We start from the raw sequence: 24,034 nt of genomic DNA, 5'->3' as shown, positions 1-24,034 counted from the left end.
CGCCTGCGCGCTCTTTTACGTTCCACTCTGGATTCCTGAATCGCACTGGTAGAAACTATGACTATGCGCGTTCTACTGAAGCTCGTACTCGATTGTGACCCCGACGACGCGTGGCGTGCCATCCGCAGCCCGCACGTTTTTCAGGAAGTTTCGGCTCCGCTGACGACCTTCAACTCGTTAGAGGTCGGGGGATTTCCTGAATTGTGGGAGGCGGGCGAGCATCCGGTCACCATGTCGACCTTAGGGCTGTTCACGGTTGGCCAGCAAGTGATCGACATATCGTTCATCGAGACACCCGATGGGGTTCGCCTCGTGCGCGATAGTGGTCGTGGGCTCAGCGGCCCTCTCGCTCTCGTCACCGAGTGGGAACACACGATGGCTGTCAGCCCCGCTCCCGGCGGAAAAACTCTGTACCGCGATCAACTGATCTTCAGCGCCGGCATTGTCACTCCCCTTCTGTGGCCGCTCTATTGGGCCTTCTGGCAGTGGCGGGGTGCAGCGCTTCAGCGCTTGGCACCAACGTGGAGTTGGGGCACAACAAGAAGAAGTAATCTCAACCTTTAGGTTGACCGTTGTGGCTTCAGCCGTCGGCTTCTGAGCCGAATCGTGGGCGCGAAAGGAACACGCGGTGCCTCGACTGCGGCGGAGCAATACAACAGGGCGCGGCTATTCGCGTGTGCGATCAGGGCGAGGGTTTAGCTACCGCGACCCTGATGGCGCAACAGTAACCGAGGCCGACCTCAAGACGCGTTTCGGCGGGTTGGGCATCCCACCAGCCTGGACCGACGTATGGATTTGCCCGTACGAGAACGGCCATGTTCTCGCCACCGGCTTCGACGAAGCGGGCCGCCGCCAGTACATCTATCACCCCGCCTGGCGTGAGCGTCAAGATCGCGTGAAGTTCGACCGGGCCCTCGAACTGGCGGCGGTCTTGCCCGGCGCCCGCGGTGTCGTCACTCGCACTCTGCGCTCGAGCGACGACCCCCGCCAACGCACTCTTGCTGCCGCCTTTCGGATGCTCGACACCGGCTCATTGCGGGTTGGCAGCGAACGTTACGCCGAAGAGCACGGCAGCCACGGCCTCTCCACTCTGCTGTGCGATCACGTCACCGTCGTCGGTGACCGCGTGCAGCTCTGCTTTCCCGCCAAGAGCGGTCAGCAGTGGGAAAGCGAAATTGTGGATGCCAACCTCGCCGAATTCATTCGGCGTCGGCTTCGCAGCGCTCCCGATGCATCGGTTCTCTCGTGGCGGGAGGGCCGCGAGCGCCGGTCTCTGACCGCTGCGGACATCAATGACTACGTTCGCGAGCGCACCGGTGGTGACTTCACGGCTAAGGACTTTCGTACGCTGCGCGGCACGATTGCGGCGGCTTCGAGTTTGGCGGTGAGCGCGGCTGCTGCTGAGGTCGCGGTGCCGCAACTGAGCCAGCGGGCACGATCGCGCGCAATCTGCGAGGCAATGGAAGCCGCTGCCGACGTGCTCGGCAATACCCCCGCCATCGCGAAGAAGAGCTACGTTGACCCGCGCATCGTTGACCTGTTCTCGGCCGGCGAGACAATCGATCCGCAGCGGTTGGCATCCGCGGAGAGTGAAGTGCGGGCGCTGCTGACGCGCACTAAGTAGCGGCTGATACCAAGCTCACTGTCGGCTGCGAGGGTTAGCCTGAAACCATGACCGCCCTTCAGGTAGCCGACTGGCGCCGCCGCAACTTTGCTCTCTACGCCGCTATCCGTGAGAATCCGGATGCCGCGAGCGCGCACGCCGCTTGGCGGGCGGGACGAGATGAGATGTTTGCCACGCATCCAGCTTCGCCGCTCTTGCCGGAGGACCTGCGCGGCTTTAAGGGGCTGCCGTTTGAGTCGTACAATCCCGACTGGCGCTTTGAGGCATCCATTGTTCCGGGTGACGGTCGCCGCATGAATGTGGAGACCGGAACGGATGGTGTCGTGCCGTTCGACCTGCTGGGCACGGTCGAGATTGACTCGGTTGGCTCGCTCGATGTGTGGCGCTTGGCGTCGTATGGCGGCGGAATTTTCATCCCTGTGAAGGATGCTCTCTCCCGCGTGAAGGGCGGAACTTACGGTGGTGGCCGCTACCTTCTCGACACCGTGAAGGGTGCAGATCTGGGGCCGGGCAGCACGCCCGAGTCGCTCGTGCTCGACTTCAACTTTGCGTACAACCCGTCGTGCGCCTATGACCCGGCGTGGGCGTGCCCGCTGGCGCAGGCCGGCAATACTCTGGCTGGGCAAGTGCCGGTAGGCGAGCGCTACTAGGGGCATAACTGCTACGCTGGTGTTACTTGCGAAACAATTGTGTTTCCCTGCGTCGTAGAACGCTTCCCTCTTCTCGCCCACGTCAATCAGAAACGTGCGGCTCGTAGAAAACTTTCTCCGGCGAACTGGAGTAATCCGCGCCGAACGAAAGTTCGAGATCTGACCTGTGTGCCGCACCCGTGCGAAACGCCTGATTGGGTCGGTGTAGATCAGCACTGCCACGTTCATTTCGAACTGTGCCCGTGCGCCTCCGGTGTAACGCCCATCTGTTACTTATGCCTGAAAGGCACCATTACTTTGACTGAACAAACTTTTAGCTCGCTCGGCGTACCCGCCCCGCTGGTTGCAGCCCTTGCAGCCGACGGCAAGACCACGCCGTTCCCCATCCAGCTCGACACCCTGCCTGACACACTCAACGGCCGCGACGTACTCGGCCGCGGTAAGACGGGCTCGGGCAAGACCCTCGCCTTCTCTCTTCCGATGGTTGCTCGCCTCGGTGGCACACTCTCCGGTGGCAAGCGTCGCCCGGGTCGCCCGCTGGGTCTCGTGCTCGCACCGACCCGTGAGCTCGCCACGCAGATCTCTGCTGTGATCGAACCTCTTGCTGCCGCGTACGGCCTGAACACCACCACGATCTTCGGTGGCGTGAGCCAGAACCGCCAGGTTGCTGCCCTCAAGGCCGGCGTCGACATCGTCGTTGCTTGCCCCGGTCGCCTCGAAGACCTCATGAAGCAGGGCTTCGTGAACCTCGACGCCGTCGAGATCACCGTGCTTGACGAGGCCGACCACATGGCCGACCTTGGCTTCTTGCCCGTCGTGACCCGCATCCTCGACAAGACCCCCAGCGATGGACAGCGGATGCTGTTCAGCGCCACCCTCGACAACGGTGTAGACAAGCTGGTTCGCCGCTTCCTCCACAACGAGGTTCTGCACTCGGTTGACGAAGCGAACTCGCACGTCTCCGCCATGACCCACCACGTCTTCGAGACCGAGAGCGTCGAATCCAAGCGCGTTCTCATCGAGAAGCTTGCTTCGGGCACCGGCCGCCGCATCCTCTTCATGCGCACCAAGCACCACGCCAAGAAGCTGGCACGCCAGTTGACGGATGCCGGAATCCCCGCCGTTGACCTGCACGGAAACCTCTCGCAGGTTGCCCGTGACCGTAACCTCGCCGCGTTCTCCGCTGGCGACGTGAAGGTGCTTGTTGCTACTGACGTCGCAGCCCGCGGCGTGCACGTCGACAACATTGAGCTGGTCATCCACGTTGACCCGCCCGCCGAGCACAAGGCATACCTGCACCGCAGTGGCCGTACCGCTCGTGCCGGAGAAGAGGGCGACGTTGTCACGATCGTTCTTCCGACCCAGCGCAAAGACACTGCAGCACTGCTGCGTAAGGCCGCCATCACGGTGACCCCGCAGCACGTGAACGCCAAGTCAGAAGCCGTCGTGGCCCTGACCGGTGAAGTAGCCGAATACGTCAAGCCTGCGCCTCGCGCAGCAGTCCCCGCCCGTGGCCAGTCACAGGGTGGACGTTCGCAGGGTGCAAACGCCCAGCGCAAGCGTTCACGTCGTGACGGCGAAGGCGGATTCTACGAAGGCGAACGCGACGGTGCCCGCGAGGGTGGCCGTGGCGGAGCCGGTGGCCGTGGTGGCAACGGAGGCAACTCTCGTGGTGGCCGTAACGGTGCCGCTCGCGATGGCCAGGCACGTGATGGCGCTCGCGGCGGTCAGCAGCGGAACGATCGTCAGGGCTCCGGCCGTGGCGCCGTCGTCGCCGGTTCTGGCTCAAGCGAACAGCGTTCGACTCAGCAGCCGCGCCAGCAGCAGGCTGAAGCTCCCACGCGTCCGCGTGGCGGCAAAGGCCGCGCTCAGGCCGGAAGCGGACCCGTTCGCGTTGGCCAGGTAGTCCGACCCAACCGTCGTGCTTCGAGCAGCGGGCGCTAAGGCTTAGGCCCAGCGCAACACAGCTTTACCGCCAAGGGCGGCGAATCTCCCCCAGCATTGCTGGGTTGAGGTTCGTCGCCCTCTGGCGTTTAACGGGTGGTGGGGTTCGGCAGTTACGGCAGTACGCCGACGGAAGCGAGGGCTGCACGCAAGAGTGCTCCGCGGCCGCCTTCCATGTCGGCGGTGACGTCGTCGGAGACCGCTGCGGCAGGGCTCAGCCAGGTGAGCTCGAGCGCATCCTGACGCGGCTCGCAGGTGCCCGTTACGGGAACGACGTAGGCCATCGAGACGGCGTGCTGGCGGGGATCGGTGAACTGGCTTTCGCCGGGCCACGGGAAGTATTCAGCGACCATGAACGGGGTCGGGCTTGCCGGCAGGAGCGGGAAGGCCATCGGGCCCAGATCCTTTTCCAGATGACGGAACAGGGCGTCGCGCAACGTCTCGCCAAACATGACACGGCCAGAGACGAGGGTGCGAGTGATCTCACCATCGTTGCCGCGCACCAGAGTGCCGACCTCGGTGACGCGACCCAGCCCATCCACACGCACCGGAACAGCCTCAACATAGATCAGCGGCAGTCGCCTGCGGGTCTCCGCAAGCTCCTCATCTGAAAGCCAAGACGAGTTGGGGTCTGGTGTGCCGACGGAGCTCATGCTCCATTGTCACCCATCGTGCGGGTTTGGCGTGCACGATGTCGGCGGCCGGATGCCGCGGCGGGCTGCCCGGACCTGAGACTAGTCGTCCACAATCCCACTTTCGTTCGCGCAGTGCACAGCTCGGGCAACCCCCGCTGGAGGCAACAGCCCTCGAATTAGCGTTCAGGTCTCAGGCACTCGCCTGTCACGCGAAAGGGAACCATGACCGAGAAAAACCCCTCCTCTGAGCCGTCGAGTGCTGAGTCGTCGAGCGGGGAACTGCCGGCGTCTGATGTGCAGGAATCTGAGCCCTCCGTTACACCGCTACGGGAACAGACCGATCCTGCAGCCGTCAGTGCAGCGCCGGCAGCCCGCCGCCGTTGGCCGTGGTGGGCTTGGGCGCTTGTCCTCGTAATCCCCTTCATGTTGATTTCAGGTATGGGCGCAGCGCTCGTTGCCAACGTTCTGGTTAGCCAGGCGACGAGTGCTCTGATCTGTTATGCCGACGGGTACTGCAGCCTCGGGAGCAGCTCGGAGTCGACGCCGAGTGCCACTGCGGATCCGGTCGACTCGGTTGACCCGTCAAACCGAGTTCCACTTGACGGACAAGCGGTTTTCGATGGTCACCCCGTGTGGACGCTCGCTCTTGAGTCGACATGGCAGCCACTCACCGTCGGTCACGATGGCACCAATATCTTTCATGACGAGGCCACCGGATGTCAGCTCATTACTTCGCAGCGCACAGCTTTTTCCAACCCCGACTCTTTAGGAGACGACAATGTTTCCTATGCGCTGGTCGATCAGGAGCTTAGGGGTTTCACAGCAAGGAATCCGAACTTGTCGGTTCGAAGCCCTATGGGCACCACGGACCTCGCCCTCGCGGCCGCGAACGGCGACTCCACAATCGAATTTGCCACGGCAACTCTCGAACAGACGAATGCCGACGGGGTGCCCACGACAACAGCGATTGCGGCGCGATCGATGCCAAGTTCGGAAAGCGAACTTGTCGCCACGCTGACGTGCAGCACTGCTGCCTTCGAGACGTTCGATCCAAAGTTTGAACTCTTCTCGAACGCCCTCGCCGTGACAGTTCTCCCTTAGCCGCGGCGCGTAGGCTTTGGGTCATGCAGATCGATTCCTCCGCAGTGCTCTGGTCGGCCCCCGAACGCGAACGGGCGGGTCGTCAGCTCATCGTGCTGTTGCACGGCTACGGCTCGCACGAGGGCGATCTGTTCGCGCTGGCTCCCGCGCTGCCGCTCGGTCCGGTCATCGCATCGCTGCGCGCGCCGATCCCCGAGAGCGGCGGGTTCTCGTGGTTCCCGATCGACCTCAGCGGTGGCGGCCTCCCCCAGGTTTCTGGCGTGGATGACGCCGCCAACGCCGTGCTCGAATGGCTCGATGCCCAGCAGTACACGAGTGTGAGCCTCCTCGGTTTCTCGCAGGGGGCGGCCATGTCGCTCCAACTATTGCGGCTCGCCCCGGAACGCTTCAGCTGTGCCGTCGCACTCTCCGGGTTCGTGGCCAGTGCCGAGCACCCGGGAGATGCGAAGCTCTCGAGCATCCGCCCGCCCGTGTTTTGGGGCCGCGGCACTGATGACCCGGTTATTCCGACCGCCGCGATCGAGCGCACCGAAGAGTGGCTTGTCGATCACACGCGCACCGAGACCCGCATCTATGAAGGGCTCGCGCACGCAATCTCGACCGACGAACTCAACGACTTCGTGAGCTTTCTGCACACGCACGCGTAGCGGGCCGACGCACCCGCTGAACGCCTTCGGCGAAATCCGTAGGGCACTGTCAGGGGTTGCGACGAAGATAGAGACATGAGCGATGTGCTCGGCAAATTTTCGCCCGCCACCCGAGAGTGGTTCGAGGGCGCGTTCGATGCTGCCACCCCGGCCCAGCTCGGGGCATGGGATGCAATCTCTACCGGGGCGCATGCACTTGTCGTTGCCCCCACCGGTTCGGGCAAGACGCTTGCCGCGTTCTTGTGGGCGATCGACCAGCTGGCCTCGAGTCCGCCGCCCGCGAACCCCAAGCAGCGCACGCGCGTGCTCTACATTTCTCCGCTCAAAGCTCTCGGCGTCGACGTCGAACGCAACCTTCGCGCTCCCCTCGTCGGCGTCACCCAAACCGCTCGCCGGCTCGGGCTTGGTGAGACCGACATCACCGTGGGCGTGCGATCGGGAGACACGACCCAGCAAGACCGGCGCCTGCTCGCCCGGCTGCCTCCCGACATCCTCATCACGACTCCTGAGTCGCTGTATTTGATGCTCACCTCGGCGGCCCGCGAGACGCTCAAGAACGTCGACACCGTGATCATCGACGAGGTGCACGCCGTCGCCGCCACCAAACGTGGCGCGCATCTGGCGTTGTCGCTCGAACGGTTGGATGCTCTGCTCGCGAAACCCGTGCAGCGCATCGGTCTCTCGGCCACGGTGCGACCGATCGAAGAAGTTGCGCGGTTCCTGGGCGGCCGCTCCCCCGTGACCATCGTGCATCCGCCGTCGACCAAGACGTTCGAGTTGAGCGTTGTCGTTCCGGTGCCCGACATGACGATTCCCGGCACCGTGGCGTCGGCGCGCGGTAAAGCCAGCGGTGGCGACGGCAAAGACGACGAGGCAACGCCCGAGTCGGCGGCATCCCTGTGGCCGCACGTCGAAGAACGCATTGTGGATGCGATTCTCGAGCACCGCTCCACCATTGTGTTTGCGAACTCTCGGCGCCTCGCCGAGCGGCTGACGGCACGCCTCAACGAGATTTACGACGAACGGATGAACGACGGCAGCGTCGACGGCGACGAAGCCCGCGCCCGCAGCCAAGCCAGTGCGGATGCCGCCGCCTACGCCGCCCCGCAGCAACCGTGGAAGCCACCCGCCGACATGATGGCGCAGGGCGGCTCCACGATGGGCGCCGCTCCGCTGCTCGCTCGCGCGCACCACGGTTCCGTGAGCAAAGACCAACGCGCGATCATCGAAGACGACCTCAAAACCGGAGTGCTGCGCTGTGTTGTTGCGACAAGCTCGCTCGAACTCGGCATCGACATGGGTGCCGTCGACCTGGTCATTCAGGTCGAGTCGCCGCCATCGGTCGCGAGCGGGCTCCAACGCATTGGGCGAGCCGGGCACCAGGTCGGAGAAATCTCCAAAGGCATGCTGTTCCCGAAGCACCGCACCGACCTCATCCACACCTCTGTTGCTGTGGAGCGGATGCGCAGCGGTCAGATCGAAGCCCTCTCGGTTCCGACGAACCCGCTCGATGTGCTCGCACAGCAGACCGTTGCGGCCGTTGCCTTGGATGAGCTCGACATCGAGGACTGGTTCGACACCGTCCGCCGCAGCGCGCCGTTCTCGACTCTGCCGCGCAGTGCCTTCGACGCAACCCTTGACCTGCTCAGTGGTTTGTACCCGAGCGACGAATTCTCTGAGCTGCGCCCGCGCGTGGTGTGGGATCGGGTTGCTGGAACCATTAGCGGCCGCCCCGGCTCGCAGCGCTTGGCCGTCACCTCGGGCGGCACCATCCCCGACCGCGGCCTCTTTGGCGTGTTCATGATCGGCGGCGAAGCGGGAGCTCCCGGCCGCCGCGTCGGCGAACTCGACGAAGAGATGGTGTACGAATCGCGCGTCGGCGACGTCTTCGCGCTCGGTACCACCAGCTGGCGCATCGAAGACATCACCCACGATCAAGTGCTCGTTTCCCCCGCCTTCGGGCAGCCCGGTCGGGTGCCGTTCTGGAAGGGTGATGGCCTGGGTCGCCCGGCAGAATTGGGCGAGGCCATCGGTGCGTTCACTAAAGAAATCGCTACGGCATCCGCCGACGATGCGCGCACACGGGCCGAATCGATCGGGCTCGACGAGCATGCCGTCACCAACCTGCTCGCGCTCGTCACCGAGCAGAAGGCGGCGACGGGGCACGTTCCGAGCGACACGACTCTCGTGGTGGAGCGGTTCCGGGATGAGCTGGGCGACTGGCGCGTAATCTTACATTCCCCGTACGGCATGCCCGTGCACGCGCCCTGGGCGTTGGCGATTACGGCGCGCATCCGCGAACAGTTGGGGGTGGATGGCGCCGCTATGGCCGGTGACGATGGCATCGTCGTGCGCATCCCCGACACCGATGCCGCGCCGCCCGGTGCCGACCTCTTTGTGTTCGACGCTGACGAGCTCGAACAGATCGTCACAGAAGAAGTGGGCGGCTCAGCGTTGTTCGCGGCACGCTTCAGAGAGTGTGCGGCGCGTGCGCTGCTGTTGCCGCGCCGCGACCCCGGCAAGCGTTCGCCGCTGTGGCAACAACGCCAGCGCGCCTCGCAGTTGCTGGATGTTGCCCGCAAGTACCCGAGCTTCCCCATCGTGCTCGAGACGGTGCGCGAAGTACTGCAAGACGTGTACGACCTGCCGGCACTCACGGCGCTGACGAAGCGCATCGCCAGTCGCGGCATCCGGGTCATGGAGACCGAAACGGATGTGCCGTCGCCGTTCGCCCGCAGCCTACTGTTCGGCTATATGGCCGCTTTCGTATACGAGGGTGATTCGCCGCTCGCCGAGCGTCGCGCTGCGGCGTTGTCTCTTGACCCGGCGCTGCTCGCCGAGCTGTTGGGGCGTGCTGAGCTGCGCGAACTGCTCGACCCCGGAGTTTTGGAGCAGACCGAGAATGAACTGCAGCGACTTGTTCCCGAACGTCATGCCCGGGATGCGGAAGGGATCGTCGACCTGTTGCGCGTACTTGGACCGCAGTCGGTCACCGAGATCGAGGCGCGGTCTTTGGTGACCGGGGCGGCACTCGCGACCGATCTCACCGGGTTAGCGAAAGCCAACCGTGTGCTCGAAGTGACGATCGCGGGCGAACGTCGCTGGGCCGTCATCGAAGATTCGGCTCGACTGCGCGATGCCCTCGGGGTTCCGTTGCCCATTGGCGTTCCCGCCGCGTTTATCGAACCGGTCGACGATCCCGTCGGCGACCTCGTGAGTCGCTACGCCCGCACCCATGGACCGTTCACACTCGCGGATGCCGCAGCGCGCTTCGGCCTCGGAACCGCCGTCGTGCAGGACACCCTGCGTCGCCTCGCGGCTGATCGTCGCGTGGTGGATGGCGAGTTTCGCCCCGGCGCGAGCGGCACCGAGTGGTGCTCCGTGGATGTGCTGCGACGCCTGCGCAGCCGCTCCCTCGCGGCACTCCGCCAAGAAGTGGAACCCGTCTCGCACGCGACCCTTGGCCGGTTCCTGCCCGCGTGGCAGCACGTGTCCGCTGCCGGTGACTCGCTGCGCGGGATCGACGGCCTCGCACAGGTGATCGACCAACTTGCCGGGTATTCGGCCCCGGCATCCGCATGGGAAGACTTTATTCTGAGCGCCCGCATTCGCGACTATTCGCCCGCCTGGCTGGACGAGCTGACGACCTCGGGCGAGGTGGTGTGGGCCGGGCACGGCGCGCTGGCCGGCAACGACGGCTGGATCAGTCTGCATCCTGCGGCGACAGCAGCGCTGACTTTGCCCGAGCCCGACCGCGATGGGCTGAGCGAACTGCAGCAGAGCATTCTCGCGGACCTGGCGGGCGGTGGCGCGTTCTTCTTCCGGCAGCTCTCGAATCAGGTCGGCAGCACTGATGACAAGGCGCTGCTCAAGGAGCTGTGGGATTTGGTGTGGCGTTCGCTCATCACCAACGACAGCTTTTCTCCCCTTCGATCGCACCTCAGCGGCACCGTGCGGGCAACCCGTGCGCCTCGACCGGCCCGCGCTCGCGCCTACCGGGGACGCGTGTCGACCGTGGCTCAAGCCGGACCGCCGAGCGCTTCCGGCCGCTGGGCTCTCCTCGAAACCGCGGAGGGCGACACCACCGTTCGCGCCAAGTCGACCGCCGAACTCATGCTCGAACGGCACGCGGTCGTTACTCGCGGCGCTGTCGTGAGCGAGGGCATCCGGGGTGGCTTCGCCCTGACGTACCGGGTGCTGAGCGGCTTCGAAGAAACCGGTCGGGCACGCCGCGGTTACTTCATCGACGGTCTCGGTGCTGCCCAGTTCGCGACCGGCGCGACCGTTGACCGCCTGCGTGGTTTCACTCGGGATCCGGATGCTGCGCCCGAACTTCGCGCGATCACGCTCGCCGCGACTGACCCGGCGAACCCCTACGGGGCGGCGCTGGGGTGGCCCGGGATTGGTGGGGCGGATGCCGGTGAAGGCTCTGGCGGTACTGGCAGTTCTGGTGCAGGTGCTGGCTCGGCGACAGGTAGTCCCGCAGGGAGCGACTCGGACGCCCCCTCGTCGCCAGACGAAGGCTGGGCGACAGCCGCCAAATCCGCTGCGGATGCTCCCAAGAAGCACCGCCCGGGCCGCAAGGCCGGCGCCGTCGTGGTGATGGTCGATGGCCATCTGGCCCTGTATTTGGAGCGCGGCGGCAAGTCCCTCCTCGCCTTCGACCTCGAGCCCGCCGTCGTGGATGCCGCGACGCGTTCGCTCACGAGCACCCTCCGCGGAACCCTGCCCAAGCTGCGCATCGAGAAAGTGAATGGCGACTTCGCCGTCGGCACCCCGGTGGGCAAAGCCCTCGTGGAGGCTGGATTCGTCGCGACACCGCAGGGGTTGAGGCTTCGTGCCTGAGGGTGATTCCGTCTACAAGGCGGCCGCGAAGCTGCGGGCGGCACTCGACGGCCAGGTTCTCACGCGCACCGACTTTCGAGTGCCCGCCTTCGCAACCCTCGACCTCAGCGGCCAGACCGTCACGAGTGTCGTGCCGCGCGGCAAGCACCTGCTGATTCGGGTTGCGCCAGCCGCCGACTCCGTCGCTTCAGCAGCCTCGGGCGCAGTCACCGGCTCAGGCACAGGCGCAGCCGTCGAACCCGGCGGCGGCCTCACCATCCACAGCCACCTCAAGATGGAGGGCGTGTGGCAGATTTACGGCGCCGGGGAACGGTGGCGCAAGCCCTCCTACCTGGCTCGCGGGGTGCTGAGTACCGCAACGAAGACCGCGGTAGGTTTTGAACTGGGGCTGCTTGAGGCGGTGCCCACGGCATCCGAAGACAGCATTGTGGGGCACCTCGGGCCCGACCTGCTCGGCCCCGATTGGGATGCCGACCTCGCGTTGGCGAATCTGCTCTCAGACCCCGAGCGGCCGGTCGCTCTCGCACTACTCGATCAGCGGAACCTCGCCGGCCTCGGCAACGTGTTCGCGAACGAGTTGAGCTTTCTGCGCGGCGTGCGCCCGCACACCCCCATCGGCGACATCGCCGACCCGAAACGCCTCGTCGCGCTCGGCTACAAGGCGATCATGGTGAACAAGGACCGCCCGATCCGCAACCTCACGGGCCTGCCGCGCGGCAAGCCCCGCTACTGGGTGCACGGGCGGCGCGGCGAACCGTGCCTGCGCTGCGGCACCCGCATCGAGTCGGATCAGCTCGGCACCGGCCCCACCGACACCCGCTACATGTGGTGGTGCCCGAGCTGCCAGAAGTAGTGATGCCGTCGCAGCATCGCCGCTGTTCCCTATTGACGCCGTCACGGGTGAATAAGGGTCGCGCGCGTTATATTCGCTGTCGGTTATGCTGATGCGCGAGGCCGAGACGTGGCGCAGAAACCGTCGCCTGAAAGCGCCCCTCCACCATCCGGAGGTCTACTGAATGGACACCGTGTTGAGCACCGCTAGCCCCCACAAGTCGCGAACCGACAACAGCGATGTCATGACAAAAAATACTTATAAAGCCGTTGTCAGGCTGTCGAAAAAGGTTCCCGCACGCCTCGCGAAACAGTACGCACCGCGACGCGGATTCGTGCTCGCCCTCACAGCAATCCCTGTGGCGATCCTCATCCCCACGGTGATCGCGTTGGCAACGGGCGTGCGGCAAATGATCGGGATATTCTTCGCCGCCTCCGGAATGTGGGTGGCGCTGAAACTATTCGACCTCGGATCGCATCGATCACCGCTCAGAGGGCGCACGCTCGTCACCGCGATCGCCATTGGTGGGGTCGCGGTCATGCTTGGCTTCGGCGCCGCGGTGATAGCCCATTCCTACGCCTCGTTCTTGGCAGTCTCCGGAGATGGCGGATTTTTCGGCGACACCTTCGCCACCGTCCTCAGCCAACGAGTGAGCGAGGGCCGCGCCGAAATTCTGGTCGTGTGCGCCGTAGGCATCGTGCTCGCTATCGGAATAGTTCAGCTCAGATCCCAGATAGTGAACGGAACAGGCCGGGTGCGAGTTCTGACGGCTGAACAGTTTTCCGAGTTCACTGCACCAGGTGCCGCACCGGTTGCCGCACCAAGTCCCGCACGGGAGAAAAATGCGACAACGGCAACGAGCAGCCCCGCACTCTCCCCCACCCTCAACGAATCCTCCAGCGGCATCCTGCTCAACGGAAAACCGCTCGACGAAAAGAAGCCCAAGAAGTAGCCTCGGCAGCGGGAACCGGCGCCACTGACACCCGCTACCGGTGGTGGCGCCCGAGCTGCCCACAGTGGCTCGCGACTGCGCGCGAACAGTAGTCTCGATGATGATCGCAGGGAACGCCCCTTGCCCGAACTCGCGCTGCAGCGATTGTCCAACAGCCGCAGCCGCGCACTGGCTCGCATGAATACCGATGGAGGCCCTGCTGTGACTGAGGTTCTTGACCCCGCCCCGCGTCCCTACAGCTTTGGGCGCGGTGTCGCGTTCGCGTTGCTCGCGATCCCGCTGGCGGTAGCGGTGACAACAGTGCTGGCGTCGCTCGGCTTCGGGTTCGCTTCAGCCTTCGCCGCGGTCGGGATGCTGGCCGTCTTCGCGCTCTTCACGTTCGGTTCCCGCCGCAAAGCCATCAGCGGCGCCGGCTTCGCGCTGAGCGCCCTGATTGGCGCTATCGCGGTGACGCTCGGGTTCATCAGCGGATACCTCGCAGCCGTCTACCGCTCCTTCATCTCGGCTGGCGACAAGGGCGGCCTGTTCGGCAGCGTCTTCGCCCGCCGGGTCGAACTCCAGCTCAGCAATAGCATTCTCGAGGTGCTGATCCCGGCGCTCCTTGTGATCGTGTTCTCAGTCATCCTGGTGGTGAGCGCGGGCCGCAGTGCCCTGGCCACCCGTCGCGAAGCTGCCGACGTTCAGCCCCCTGACACCTGGAACGGGTCGAGCGCTCCGGATGCTCACGCCGCCGCACCGGCAGACGCTCCCGCCTCCGCCACCCCGCGCAACAGTCCCGGTATTCTGCTGAATGGCGAGCCGCTGGTGAACCAGCCGGAGAAGAAGAGCCTCTGGAATCGATCAGCCGCCAAGAAGGATCAGCAGTGAAGAAACAGATCAATGTCGTCGGCGCGGTCATCGTGCGCGATGGTCTGATCCTGTGCGCCCAGCGCGGACCCGGCGGAGCCTTGCCCGGGATGTGGGAGTTTCCCGGCGGCAAGATCGAGGCCGGCGAGACTCCTCGCGATGCGCTCGCGCGAGAGATCACCGAAGAGCTTGAGTGCGAAGTGGCCGTAGGCGAGCTGATCACCACGACCACTCGCGAATACGACTTCGGAATCGTCGCGCTGACCACGTTCTACTGCGGGCTGCTCTCCGGAACGCCGGTGCTGACCGAGCACGCGGAGGTGCGCTGGCTCGCGCCCGCCGAACTGAGTTCGCTCGACTGGGCGCCTGCCGACATCCCCGCGGTCGCGCTGATTGCGACGGCGGCAAGCTCAGTCCGCATCGAGTCAAATCAACTACTCGCCGAGCCTGCCGTTACCAATCTTTAGTAGGGTGCCCAAGCAGCCAACGGCGTACGCGGCGCGAGAGTGTCCGATCGCCGGAGTCCGATGAACCGTTGCCGCCTAAAAGAAGCAGGTGGCCATGAATAAGCGGAGCTCGCTCAGGAGCGGTAAGCCCCTTTTGGGGGCATGCAACGGCTGAGCGCCCTCCCCTATCCTGGCAAAACGGAAGAATCCTCTAATCGAGAGTGAAGTTCATGGCGGAAGTGCGCGGGCTCGAAGCGGCCCCAGTGAGTCTAGGAGACCGACTGAAGGACGACGTACAGCTGTACTGTCCTCTTTTCCAGAGAAGATACGTCTGGGGGCGTGCTCAAATTGACATGCTTTGGGAGGACATCGACACCATTCTGGACGAACAATACAAGGGCAGATTTCTTGGGGCTCTAGTTTTCGACGACGAACGCCCTTCGACCGCGGGCGAAGCCGGGCTTTACTGGATAATCGATGGCCAGCAGAGAATGACCACGATGGTGTTAACGATCGTGGCTTTGGCAGCCCACGCGCGTCGGTTCGGAGACGCAGGCAAGGACATTGCGAGCGACCTCTTTGAGCAGTACGTGGTCAGCCGGAAGCGCGCTACTAAAAACCAGCCGAAGTTGCGCCCGACGCTCAAAGACACGAGACAGTTTAACGACATTTTGAGATCCGCGTTCGGCGACGGCTTCGACCTCGATATTGATGTAGAGAGAGAAGCAGGTGAGTCGAGTGGCGATCTCGCGAAAGCCTACAAGCTATTGCTCGGTCACGTCGAAAAGCGAACTTCGGAGTCAGAAACCGGAACCCCGCTAACCGAAGATCAAGTTGTTGCGCGAATCGGCAGGCTCCGGGATGTGCTCCTGGACAACCTCGAATTCGTCGAAATTCGCCTCGGTGACGCACATGATCCGAACGAAGTTTTCGACCGCCTAAACAACGAAGGTGTGAAACTCGGAATCATCGATTTAGTACGCAATGAGGTCCTCAAACGACTTCGCGACGACGCCAAGTTGGCTTTGAAGCTCTACTCGGAAGAGTGGAAGCCATTCGAAGATGCGTTTGCGGACGATGCAGCGAAAACAGGTTATTTTTTCCCCTTTGCGTTAACCATCGATCCGCAGGTCACAAAGTCTTCAACGTTCAAGGCCCTCGCCCGCCGGTGGAGCGAGGATGCCGCAGATACCAATGACCCGAAGCAACAGATGCTGGCGATCATGCGCGATCTTCGCCGCTACCAGTCGAGCTACAACGCGATTCATTCTGCGAAGCTCGACGGCCTTGAGCCCGAGCTCGTTATTGCAGTGCGGCGATTGAACGATCTGAACCGGCCGAGCTCCTGCTACCCCTACATAATTCAGCTGCTCACCGCAACGGGTTCTGGGGACATCGACACGTTCGCCGCAGTGAAGTGCCTAGAGATTATCGAATCGTTCCTCGTTCGCCGAGCGCTCCTTGGTATCGAGCCGACTGGATTGCATGCCATCTTCAAGAGGCTGTGGGTAGACGCTGGAGGGGACCCTGCTCTCGTCAGGAAAGAAATCGTCTCCAACACGGTCGTATTTCCCGCGAACGATAGGGTCAAAGAAGCAATCGAATCTGGGGACCTCTACCACCGGCGGATATGTGCCTACGTGCTCACCGAATACGAGAGAGTTCACACGTCTGGCGATGTCTTAGAGTCGTTCCCTAGTGTGACAGTCGATCACGTAATGCCTCAAAGCCATTCCGGCGATTGGACTCTGTCGTTCACACCCGACGAACACAATGCCCTATTGAACACCTGGGCGAACCTCGTCCCTCTCTCAAACGCTGCCAACGCTGGGAAGGGATCGGGAAACTGGGCAGATGCGCGTGCGCGGCTCAGCAACGAGACGGTTTTCGCGACTACAAAGCACATCTACGACGATTATGAGGAATGGACACCAAAGACGATCGCCCATCGTTCGCTGGAACTGCAAGCCTGGGCGATCGATCGATGGCCCTATTTCGGTCCAGAATCCCCCGAGTTGGAATTAGAGGATGGTTGGGTCGATTCAACAAAGCCTTAGGCGCAAGTGATGGCGAGTCCGCCGATTTTCTCGCAAGCTTTATGGGCCTGCCTGGCGACCAAACTTGAGCTAATCGCCGGGAGGAATGTGTGTGTGACGCTGCGGCAACCTACAGCGTTGCGCGCCGCACAATCCAGACTCGCCCAGTTCCGCCGCATGCAAAAGTTCGACGGTCGCCCGTCGAAAAAACCCAGAAGAGATCGTCTTTGAAGAAACGGATCGGCGTCGTCGTCGCAGTCATCGTGCGCGACGGCCTCATCCTGTGCGCCCCGCGCGGGCCTCGTGGTGCATCGTGGTGCATCGTCCTGCATGTGGGAGTTCCCTCGGCGGCAAAATCGAAGCTGATCAGATTCTCCGCGATGCGCTCGCTCGGGAAATCAGCGAAGAACTTGAGTTCGAGGTGTCAGTGGGCGAACTGCTCTCCAAAACGCCAGTGCTGACCGAGCACGCGGAAGTTCGTTGGCTCGCGCCTGCCGAGCTGAGCGACCTCGAATGGGCGCCGACCGACATCCCCGTGGTTGAGCTGATTGAGAAGACGGGGAGCGCTCCATAGCGATCTCTACTCATCAGCTCGAGCTAATCATCCATGTAATTTAATATGGAAAAGCCGCAATATCATGCTCGCCCTAATAGCATTTCTTGAATACGCGAAGCCGCATCGCGCTGCTCTTCGTGGCCGAGCGACCTAAGCCGATCATAGATTTCGTCTACTTTCGAACGGCTACGCTGGCCATCGACAACCCACTGATGGAGCGTCCGTAGATCCTCTCTCGAGAATCGACGAATCTCAGTAAAAATCTCGTCGAATCGTTCCGGTCTGCGTCCTTCTTCACGTCGGGGCTCATTGCACCGACTGCACTCTGTGCGCAAGTTATCTGGCCGATCACTTCCACCTAATGCCTGCGCAATTCGGTGTCCGATGGTCATCGTGGCTCTGCTCGTTGGCTCGCCAGGATACTGCTCCCCGCTTCCAACTCCGCAGATCACACAGCGGCTGCCATCGCGGTCAAAAACGACTCTTCGAATGCGCTGACTAACCGCACCGCCAGTTCTTGGACGTGCACCCTCACCTGGCCACCAGCCTTTCGCCTCAACGCGATACTGGCCAGTTCCGAGAGTGCGATCATCCTGGTATGACGGAAGAACCCATCCAAGCTCACGCAGCGAGCGGAGCCGGCGGTTCAAATGCTCTGCTTCACTATCGAGGGCTTCACGAAGTACAGGCATCGTGAAAGTAGACCCCTCATCGACGTTCCAATAAAGCCAAGCTGCTAACTTCTGCTCGCCGCCAAACACTTGCCGAGTGCCTGAGTGAAATTCCTGCTCCCACCACAAGACTCCGTCCGGGGAATACGCTCCCTCAGGATAGTCATCGCGCAACGCTGTCACGTTTGTCTCCGTTTCGTTGGAACCCCGTAATCTGCCGGGTCACAATTGAGGCTATTGCTCGACACCGTCTACAACGGGCTTAAGCGCATTCACGCTTTGCTTCGGCTTTTTCCGCAACGCACGCGCAATACTTCGACCGATTGCTTCAGCGACGGGTGGCGGGAATGCGTTTCCCACTTGTCGATACGAGGCTGTCTTCCCGCCGCTGAACTTCCAGTCGTCGGGAAATCCTTGGATAGCCGCAGCCATCGGCACGGTAAGTCTTGGAGAACCCACGAAATCGCTCGCCGGAGGCTCGTTGGCGAGTCCGCGTCCGTCGACCCCGAGGGCTAGCCACGCTTCGCGAGCTCGAGTCGGCCCCAGATCCGGGCCACCGTGCTTCTTACTTCCACCGACCAAAGTCGGACCGATGGCATTCGCTCGTTCCATCCAGTCATCTACGCCACCCCATCCGTTGGATGCCATCTGGGAGTAGAGGACCTCGCCTACAGTTGGGGGAGATGCCACTGGACGTGGCCACTCAAACCCTTCGGCATAGATGTGCTTAATCGCAACAAGAACGAAACGAGGGCGAAGTTGCGCAACCCCGTGTTCTGAAGCATTTATGATCTGCCACCAAGTCGTATACCCCAAATCCTCCAAGGTTTGAACAACTTGTGACCGGTAGTCGGCGAATCGCGCCGAGCTAAGCCCGCGCACATTCTCTAGAAGGACAGCTTTGGGTTGTGCGTCTCGAACGATTTCCAATGCTTTGGGAAAAAGATCCCGTTCATCGTCGGCTCCGAGCTGCTTGCCAGCAATGCTGAATGGAGGGCATGGGACACCACCCGCAAAAAGGTCCAAACCTGGATAATCGCTGCCGTCGAGCTCGTGCACATCCATCTCCAGCACCGGCCAACGATGTCTTCCAGTCGTCTCTTCGTTGTCGCGATTGAGCCGCAAAGTTGCAGCTGCATGTTTGTCATTCTCAACGACCGCAACGTGTTGGAAACCCGCGCGTTCTAAACCGATGGCTTGCCCGCCGGCACCGGCGCAAATTTCAAGTGACTTAAGCATTGTTTGATTATCTCGTGTGGCGCCGACATCGGCGGCTTGACTGGCCATCGAATCAAACTACAAGTCGAGATGGGCAACGTTCATGGATGCTTTGACCTCAATGCAACGGATAAAAAGTCAGCACCCCCTGACACACTAGCCACGTGACAGATACCCGCACTGAGGCCCTGACCGTTCTTCGCACGCTTGTGGGCAATGAGACTGCCGATTTTCATGAGGGGCAGTTTGAGGCGATCGAGACGCTCGTCGATGGGCGCCGCCGGGCGCTCGTGGTGCAGCGCACCGGGTGGGGAAAGTCCGCCGTCTACTTCGTCTCCACGCTGCTGATGCGCCGGCGAGGTGCGGGGCCTACCGTGCTCGTGTCGCCACTGCTCGCACTGATGCGTGATCAGATTGCCGCGGCATCCCGCGCCGGAGTTCGGGCTGTCGCCATCAACTCCACCAACCCCCACGAATGGGCTGAAGTTCAGCAGCAGCTCGCCAACGACGAAGTTGATGTGCTGCTCGTCTCGCCCGAACGCCTCAACAACCCCAGCTTTCGCGACAACCAACTGCCCGCACTGATCAACCGCATCGGGATGCTCGTCGTCGACGAAGCGCACTGCATCAGCGACTGGGGCCACGACTTTCGCCCCGACTACCGCCGCCTGCGCGAACTCATCGCCACCATGCCCGCCGGCGTACCCGTGCTCGCCACCACCGCCACCGCCAACTCCCGCGTCGTCGCCGACATTGCCGCGCAGCTCGAAGGTGGTGCAAGCGGCGGCACCGACGGCAGCCCTAGCGTCGAAAACCCCGCAGGCACCACAGGCGTCGCCGAGAGCACAGCCGCGGCAGGCACCGAAGTCGTCACCATCCGCGGACCCCTCGCGCGAGCATCCCTGCGGCTTGGCGTACTGAAATTGCCGGATGCCCGAGCTCGCCTCGGCTGGCTGCTGAGTCACCTCGCCGAACTGCCCGGCAGCGGCATCATCTACACGCTCACCGTTTCGGCCGCCGAAGACACCGCGCGACTGCTGCGCGATAGCGGCATGGATGTGCGCGCCTACACCGGCAAAACCGACCCGCAAGAACGCGAAGAGTCCGAACAGGCGCTCAAGAACAACACCGTCAAAGCGCTCGTTGCCACCAGCGCCCTCGGCATGGGCTTCGACAAGCCCGACCTGGGCTTCGTCATCCACCTCGGTGCCCCTTCTTCTCCCGTGGCCTACTACCAACAGGTCGGCCGCGCCGGGCGTGCCACCGACAACGCCGACGTACTGCTCATGCCCGGGCCCGAAGACCGCGACATCTGGGAATACTTCGCCACCTCATCCATGCCCGACCAAGCCAACGCCGAACTCGTGATCTCCGAGCTCACCGCCGCCGCCGACTCTGGCGCCGGGCCCGTCTCCACCCCCGCGCTCGAAGCGCGCGTGAACCTGCGCCGCAGCCCCCTCGAACTGCTGCTCAAAGTGTTGGATGTCGACGGTGCCGTCGCCCGCGTGCAAGGCGGCTGGACCGCCACCGGCCAACCCTGGAGCTACGACGCCGAACGCTACGCCGGAGTCACCGCCGCCCGCCGCGCCGAACAACAGAACATGCTCGACTACGAACAGCTCCCCGCCGGCACCGAAGGCTGCCGCATGGAATTTCTGCAACGCGCCCTCGACGACGACACCGCCACCCCCTGCGGCCGCTGCGACAACTGCGCCGGGATCTGGTACCCCACCGACATCAGCACGGATGCCACCAGCCGTGCCACCGCCACCCTCGACAAAGTCGGTGTGCCCATCGAACCCCGCGCCCAATGGCCCACCGGAGCCGACAAAGTGGGCGTGCCCGTGCGCGGACGCATCAACCCCGACCAACGCTCCCTCGAAGGCCGCGCCCTCGCCCGCCTCAACGACCTCGGCTGGGGCGGCACCCTGCGCACCCTCTTCGCCCCCGGCACCCCCGACGCACCAGCGAGCCCCGCGCTCGTTGCCGCCTGCGTGCGCGTACTCGCCGACTGGGGCTGGGATGAGCGACCCGTCGCCGTGGTCTCGATGCCGTCACGCCGCCGACCACAACTCGTGGCATCCGTCGCCGAAGCCCTCGCGAGCGCGGGCAAACTGCCCTACCTCGGGTCACTCTCGCTCACCGGTGATGGACCACAGGGTGAGCCCGGCGGCAATAGCGCCTACCGGCTCGCGAGTGTGTGGCAACAGTTCGAATGGGCGGGCGGCGAACTGCCCAACGGCCCCATCCTGCTCGTAGATGACCTCGTCGACTCGCGCTGGACGCTCACGATCGCCGCGAAAGCACTCCGCGACGCCGGCGCGGATGCCGTACTGCCGTTCGCGCTTGCCCTGCGCGGATAACGCTGCGCGGGTAACCGCAGGCGGCAACCCCTCGGGGCCTCGCAACCGTTAACCGTGTGCAGTGAACCCACCACAGGACATCCGCGCCCCACGGGCACTTCGTACGCTCCCTGCCGCCTCACCGGCAAGAAAGCTATTCTGTTAACTCGAGCAACGGAGCCGTTGCGGTGCGATCGGAGGTCGCCACAATGTCAGGTCTCTTCTCACAGCAGAGCCCCGCCAAGTACGCGCGCTCGCTCGAACGCCACTCCGCCGCCATGATCTCCGCCGCGAACACCAACGGTCGCACCCTTCCCGCCGACACCACGCCCTACAACTTCGGCCTCGGAGCATTTCTCTCGCTGTTCGCGATCCCCCTCGCAATCGCCGCCGCAATCCTTGTTGGCCTGCTGGGATTCGGAATCGCAGCCATCTTCGGCGCCCTCGGAATGCTCACGGCCTTTCAGCTCTTTGCCGTAGGTTCTCGCCAGACCGTGACACGCGGCCGTGACTTCATGTTCGCCCTCGTCGTTGGCACCATCGCTACCGTTCTCGGAGCCCTCTCCGGCCTGCTCTCTGACGTCTACACCAGCTTCGTTTCTAACGGCGGCACGACCGGAATCATTGAGGACATCCTCGCGGGGCGCGCCGATTTTCCTTTCCCGACTCGGGCCGAACAAGTCGCCATTCCGCTAACCGTCACCGCCGTTGTCGCCATCCTCGTGATTGTCATGAACGTCGCCAAAGCCCTCGCTGCGCACCGCGAAAGCATCATCGCGAAAGCCAATGCTGCAGCAACATCAGCGACCACCCGCTTCGAGACGTCGCGACAAGCGTTGTCGTCATCCGCCACCAACTCGGCGAATGCAGCCAATCGGTTCGCCAATCACGTCATGACCATCAATGCCTCGTCCCCCGGCATCATCCTCAATGGAAAACCACTCGACGAACAGGAAATCACGAAGGGGTTCTCGTCGAGGGTGAGCGACCTCGCCCACAAAGCGATTAGGGCATGGTCAGGTCTTCGAACGGAAAGATAACCATCCACGGGAAACAGCCACGCAACCGGTGCGGCATCAAGATCCTCACTGTGAAAGGCCCACTGTGGAGAAATACTTAGGTATCCTGAGAGCTAGCGAAAAGGTGCCCGGCGAGAAACTCCCGCCGCGCCACACGAGGTGATAACAGTGTCAGAGATGTATCAAAACCCTGGCCCCGGCAACTATGCCCACGCTCAAGGGCGCGTATTTGAAGTCGAAGCCCAAATCGCTGCCGCTGAGCACGGCCGCGGCAACATAATCCTCGAGCCTGACGGGCCGTACCGCTTTCGCCGCGGAGTGCTCGTCACGTTACTCACCATCCCCCTTGCTGCCGCACTCGCCGCAATATTCGGCCTCGCCTCGCCAACCGCGGGAGCCGCTACCGCCCCCTTCGCGATTCTGATTGCCTTCTCGCTCTTCGCTCGCGCCTCCGACCGCTTTCCCGTTCAAGAGCACGGCTTCGGCGTCGCCGCAGGCCTCGGCATTGTGACGATGATCATTGCGGCCGCGATCAGCTACCCGTACAGCCTGTTTCTCACCTACCTCTACGACGGCGGCACCGGCGGCATCCTCAGCTCTGGTTTTGCACGGTTCTTCGCGACCTGGGTCGATGCCAATGTGGTGCTGATCATCATCTCCATCACGATCGTGACAGTAGTCTCCGTGGTCATCCTGTTGAGAAAAGCGCGATGGGCGCGGTCGTTCAGCGTTCCCGACTGACCCCCACGGCCCTACACACACCCGCCTCGCCAAACGCACCAGCCCAGGCCTCCGAATAACTCCTCACACAGGAGTTCCGGCACCGTGCCGGGCGAGGAGGCATCATGGCGATCATCCGTTACACCGGTATCTACAACGCTGATGGCGGCGTCTGGGGCGAAACTCGGTACGTGATCGGTCACATGCTCGGCACCGCCGCGTGCTCGCTGTGCGACATCACGCACTCACCGATTCGCCGCAAACCCCAGTGGGACGCCATGGTGGCGCGCCTCGGTGTGCCCTTCACCGTGCGACACCGCAACGAAATCACTCCCGCCGAGATCGCACACGTCGCCACCACAGGATTGCCTGTCGTGCTTGCGCATCACGACGATGGCAGCATCAGCACCATTCTTCAGAACAGTGAGCTGGATGCCGTGGCCGGTTCGGTAGACGAGTTCGAGTCGGCACTTACTCAGCCTGCGCTCGCAGCCTAGCCACCGGGTCAGCTCGCGCCCCGGCCGCGCCGCCGCCACCGCAGCCATCGGGCCAGCTCGCGCCGCACGTGGTTTCGGGTTGACTTCTCGTTGCGAGAGGCGTCTAATGGGAATACCCCTTGGGGGTATCCAGTTGGAGGGAATATCATGGTCGGTTATGTCGAAGACAAAGAAGTGCTGCTCAAGCGCCTTCGTCGCGCAGAAGGTCAAGTTCGCGGCATCCACCGAATGATTGAAGAAGACACCTACTGCATCGACGTGCTCACGCAAGTGTCTGCCGCCACGAAGGCCCTCGAGTCTGTAGCGCTCGCGCTGCTTGATGACCACCTCACCCACTGTGTCGCCGAAGCCAGCCGCGAAGGCGGCCCGGTCGCCGACGAAAAACTTCGCGAAGCGAGTGCCGCGATCGCGCGCCTCGTTCGTTCCTAGAACTCGTTCCTAACAACAACTTCC

General features: G+C 63.2%; 21 protein-coding genes. 18 read left to right on the top strand and 3 right to left on the bottom strand.

Annotation, left to right across the window (positions count from 1 at the left end; all coding sequences use genetic code 11):
- Positions 1–63 precede the first annotated feature (63 nt).
- From I6E73_RS03470 to I6E73_RS03455, 4 genes are all read left to right on the top strand, one after another.
- The gene (locus tag I6E73_RS03470) at positions 64–564 is read left to right on the top strand and encodes a hypothetical protein (RefSeq protein WP_197123177.1); all 501 of its coding nucleotides are present in this window, start codon (positions 64–66) and stop codon (positions 562–564) included.
- A gap of 64 nt (positions 565–628) precedes the next feature.
- Positions 629–1,624 (top strand): DNA topoisomerase IB, encoded by a 996-nt coding sequence (locus I6E73_RS03465; RefSeq protein ID WP_197123176.1) that lies wholly within the window; start codon positions 629–631, stop codon positions 1,622–1,624.
- A gap of 47 nt (positions 1,625–1,671) precedes the next feature.
- A complete protein-coding gene (locus I6E73_RS03460; protein ID WP_197123173.1) occupies positions 1,672–2,274 on the top strand; it encodes a DUF1684 domain-containing protein in 603 nt (200 codons plus the stop codon).
- Positions 2,275–2,571: 297 nt separating this feature from the next.
- Positions 2,572–4,218 carry a DEAD/DEAH box helicase gene (locus I6E73_RS03455; protein WP_197123171.1) on the top strand — a complete coding sequence of 549 codons (1,647 nt, stop codon included), beginning with the start codon at positions 2,572–2,574 and terminating at the stop codon, positions 4,216–4,218.
- 113 nt (positions 4,219–4,331) lie between these two features.
- Here I6E73_RS03455 and I6E73_RS03450 read toward each other — a convergent pair whose 3' ends face one another.
- Positions 4,332–4,871: an NUDIX hydrolase family protein gene (locus tag I6E73_RS03450; protein WP_197109458.1), complete on the bottom strand. Its 540-nt coding sequence runs from the start codon at positions 4,869–4,871 to the stop codon at positions 4,332–4,334.
- A gap of 204 nt (positions 4,872–5,075) precedes the next feature.
- Here I6E73_RS03450 and I6E73_RS03445 point away from each other — a divergent pair, with 204 nt between their 5' ends.
- The 9 genes from I6E73_RS03445 to I6E73_RS14565 all read left to right on the top strand — a co-directional run bounded on the left by I6E73_RS03445 (position 5,076) and on the right by I6E73_RS14565 (position 17,132).
- Positions 5,076–5,954, top strand: a complete 879-nt coding sequence (locus I6E73_RS03445) for a hypothetical protein (protein WP_197123169.1) — start codon at positions 5,076–5,078, stop codon at positions 5,952–5,954.
- 23 nt (positions 5,955–5,977) lie between these two features.
- Positions 5,978–6,601: an alpha/beta hydrolase gene (locus I6E73_RS03440; protein ID WP_197123167.1), complete on the top strand. Its 624-nt coding sequence runs from the start codon at positions 5,978–5,980 to the stop codon at positions 6,599–6,601.
- 75 nt (positions 6,602–6,676) lie between these two features.
- A complete protein-coding gene (locus tag I6E73_RS03435) occupies positions 6,677–11,446 on the top strand; it encodes an ATP-dependent helicase (RefSeq protein ID WP_197123165.1) in 4,770 nt (1,589 codons plus the stop codon).
- Entirely contained in the window at positions 11,439–12,299 is an 861-nt protein-coding gene (locus I6E73_RS03430; protein ID WP_197123163.1) for a DNA-formamidopyrimidine glycosylase family protein, read from the top strand. Before I6E73_RS03435 ends, I6E73_RS03430 begins: the two co-directional genes overlap by 8 nt.
- A 163-nt stretch (positions 12,300–12,462) precedes the next feature.
- Positions 12,463–13,230, top strand: a complete 768-nt coding sequence (locus I6E73_RS03425) for a hypothetical protein (RefSeq protein WP_197123161.1) — start codon at positions 12,463–12,465, stop codon at positions 13,228–13,230.
- A gap of 201 nt (positions 13,231–13,431) precedes the next feature.
- Positions 13,432–14,097, top strand: coding sequence for a hypothetical protein (locus I6E73_RS03420; protein ID WP_197123159.1), 666 nt, complete (start codon positions 13,432–13,434; stop codon positions 14,095–14,097).
- Positions 14,094–14,543 (top strand): (deoxy)nucleoside triphosphate pyrophosphohydrolase, encoded by a 450-nt coding sequence (locus tag I6E73_RS03415; RefSeq protein WP_197123157.1) that lies wholly within the window; start codon positions 14,094–14,096, stop codon positions 14,541–14,543. Before I6E73_RS03420 ends, I6E73_RS03415 begins: the two co-directional genes overlap by 4 nt.
- A 209-nt stretch (positions 14,544–14,752) precedes the next feature.
- Positions 14,753–16,579: a DUF262 domain-containing protein gene (locus tag I6E73_RS03410; RefSeq protein WP_197123155.1), complete on the top strand. Its 1,827-nt coding sequence runs from the start codon at positions 14,753–14,755 to the stop codon at positions 16,577–16,579.
- Between the two features lie 295 nt (positions 16,580–16,874).
- Entirely contained in the window at positions 16,875–17,132 is a 258-nt protein-coding gene (locus I6E73_RS14565) for an NUDIX domain-containing protein (protein WP_307784212.1), read from the top strand.
- Positions 17,133–17,194: 62 nt separating this feature from the next.
- On the opposite strand, the gene I6E73_RS14960 is transcribed toward I6E73_RS14565, so the two are convergent.
- Together I6E73_RS14960 and I6E73_RS03400 are read right to left on the bottom strand one after the other, a co-directional pair.
- On the bottom strand, positions 17,195–17,506 hold the full coding sequence (locus I6E73_RS14960) for an HNH endonuclease (RefSeq protein WP_374189164.1): 312 nt from the start codon (positions 17,504–17,506) through the stop codon (positions 17,195–17,197).
- Between the two features lie 513 nt (positions 17,507–18,019).
- Entirely contained in the window at positions 18,020–19,072 is a 1,053-nt protein-coding gene (locus I6E73_RS03400) for a DNA cytosine methyltransferase (protein ID WP_231600539.1), read from the bottom strand.
- A gap of 95 nt (positions 19,073–19,167) precedes the next feature.
- Here I6E73_RS03400 and I6E73_RS03395 point away from each other — a divergent pair, with 95 nt between their 5' ends.
- The 5 genes from I6E73_RS03395 to I6E73_RS03375 all read left to right on the top strand — a co-directional run bounded on the left by I6E73_RS03395 (position 19,168) and on the right by I6E73_RS03375 (position 24,010).
- Positions 19,168–21,366 (top strand): RecQ family ATP-dependent DNA helicase, encoded by a 2,199-nt coding sequence (locus tag I6E73_RS03395; RefSeq protein WP_197123153.1) that lies wholly within the window; start codon positions 19,168–19,170, stop codon positions 21,364–21,366.
- 188 nt (positions 21,367–21,554) lie between these two features.
- Positions 21,555–22,385, top strand: a complete 831-nt coding sequence (locus I6E73_RS03390) for a hypothetical protein (RefSeq protein WP_231600538.1) — start codon at positions 21,555–21,557, stop codon at positions 22,383–22,385.
- 156 nt (positions 22,386–22,541) lie between these two features.
- Complete coding sequence (locus I6E73_RS03385) at positions 22,542–23,105, top strand: hypothetical protein (RefSeq protein ID WP_197123151.1); 564 nt, start codon at positions 22,542–22,544, stop codon at positions 23,103–23,105.
- Positions 23,106–23,209: 104 nt separating this feature from the next.
- A complete protein-coding gene (locus I6E73_RS03380) occupies positions 23,210–23,581 on the top strand; it encodes a hypothetical protein (RefSeq protein ID WP_197123149.1) in 372 nt (123 codons plus the stop codon).
- Positions 23,582–23,728: 147 nt separating this feature from the next.
- Positions 23,729–24,010: a metal-sensitive transcriptional regulator gene (locus I6E73_RS03375; RefSeq protein WP_197106513.1), complete on the top strand. Its 282-nt coding sequence runs from the start codon at positions 23,729–23,731 to the stop codon at positions 24,008–24,010.
- Positions 24,011–24,034 lie beyond the last annotated feature (24 nt).

The sequence above is a fragment of the Salinibacterium sp. SWN248 genome, from assembly GCF_015864575.1.
Taxonomy (GTDB): Bacteria; Actinomycetota; Actinomycetes; order Actinomycetales; family Microbacteriaceae; genus Rhodoglobus.
The sequence above is the reverse complement of the archived record's forward strand: the minus strand, read 5'-3'. Positions and strand labels throughout refer to the sequence as shown.

Bases quoted from the DNA above. Each gene is read 5' to 3' on its own strand.
- I6E73_RS03470 (WP_197123177.1), top strand. From the start codon at position 64: ATGCGCGTTCTACTGAAGCTCGTACTCGATTGTGACCCCGACGACGCG.
- I6E73_RS03460 (WP_197123173.1), top strand. From the start codon at position 1,672: ATGACCGCCCTTCAGGTAGCCGACTGGCGCCGCCGCAACTTTGCTCTC.
- I6E73_RS03450 (WP_197109458.1), bottom strand. From the start codon at position 4,871: ATGAGCTCCGTCGGCACACCAGACCCCAACTCGTCTTGGCTTTCAGAT.
- I6E73_RS03445 (WP_197123169.1), top strand. From the start codon at position 5,076: ATGACCGAGAAAAACCCCTCCTCTGAGCCGTCGAGTGCTGAGTCGTCG.
- I6E73_RS03440 (WP_197123167.1), top strand. From the start codon at position 5,978: ATGCAGATCGATTCCTCCGCAGTGCTCTGGTCGGCCCCCGAACGCGAA.
- I6E73_RS03435 (WP_197123165.1), top strand. From the start codon at position 6,677: ATGAGCGATGTGCTCGGCAAATTTTCGCCCGCCACCCGAGAGTGGTTC.
- I6E73_RS03425 (WP_197123161.1), top strand. From the start codon at position 12,463: ATGGACACCGTGTTGAGCACCGCTAGCCCCCACAAGTCGCGAACCGAC.
- I6E73_RS03410 (WP_197123155.1), top strand. From the start codon at position 14,753: ATGGCGGAAGTGCGCGGGCTCGAAGCGGCCCCAGTGAGTCTAGGAGAC.
- I6E73_RS14960 (WP_374189164.1), bottom strand. From the start codon at position 17,506: ATGACCATCGGACACCGAATTGCGCAGGCATTAGGTGGAAGTGATCGG.
- I6E73_RS03400 (WP_231600539.1), bottom strand. From the start codon at position 19,072: ATGGCCAGTCAAGCCGCCGATGTCGGCGCCACACGAGATAATCAAACA.
- I6E73_RS03390 (WP_231600538.1), top strand. From the start codon at position 21,555: ATGTCAGGTCTCTTCTCACAGCAGAGCCCCGCCAAGTACGCGCGCTCG.
- I6E73_RS03385 (WP_197123151.1), top strand. From the start codon at position 22,542: ATGTATCAAAACCCTGGCCCCGGCAACTATGCCCACGCTCAAGGGCGC.
- I6E73_RS03380 (WP_197123149.1), top strand. From the start codon at position 23,210: ATGGCGATCATCCGTTACACCGGTATCTACAACGCTGATGGCGGCGTC.
- I6E73_RS03375 (WP_197106513.1), top strand. From the start codon at position 23,729: ATGGTCGGTTATGTCGAAGACAAAGAAGTGCTGCTCAAGCGCCTTCGT.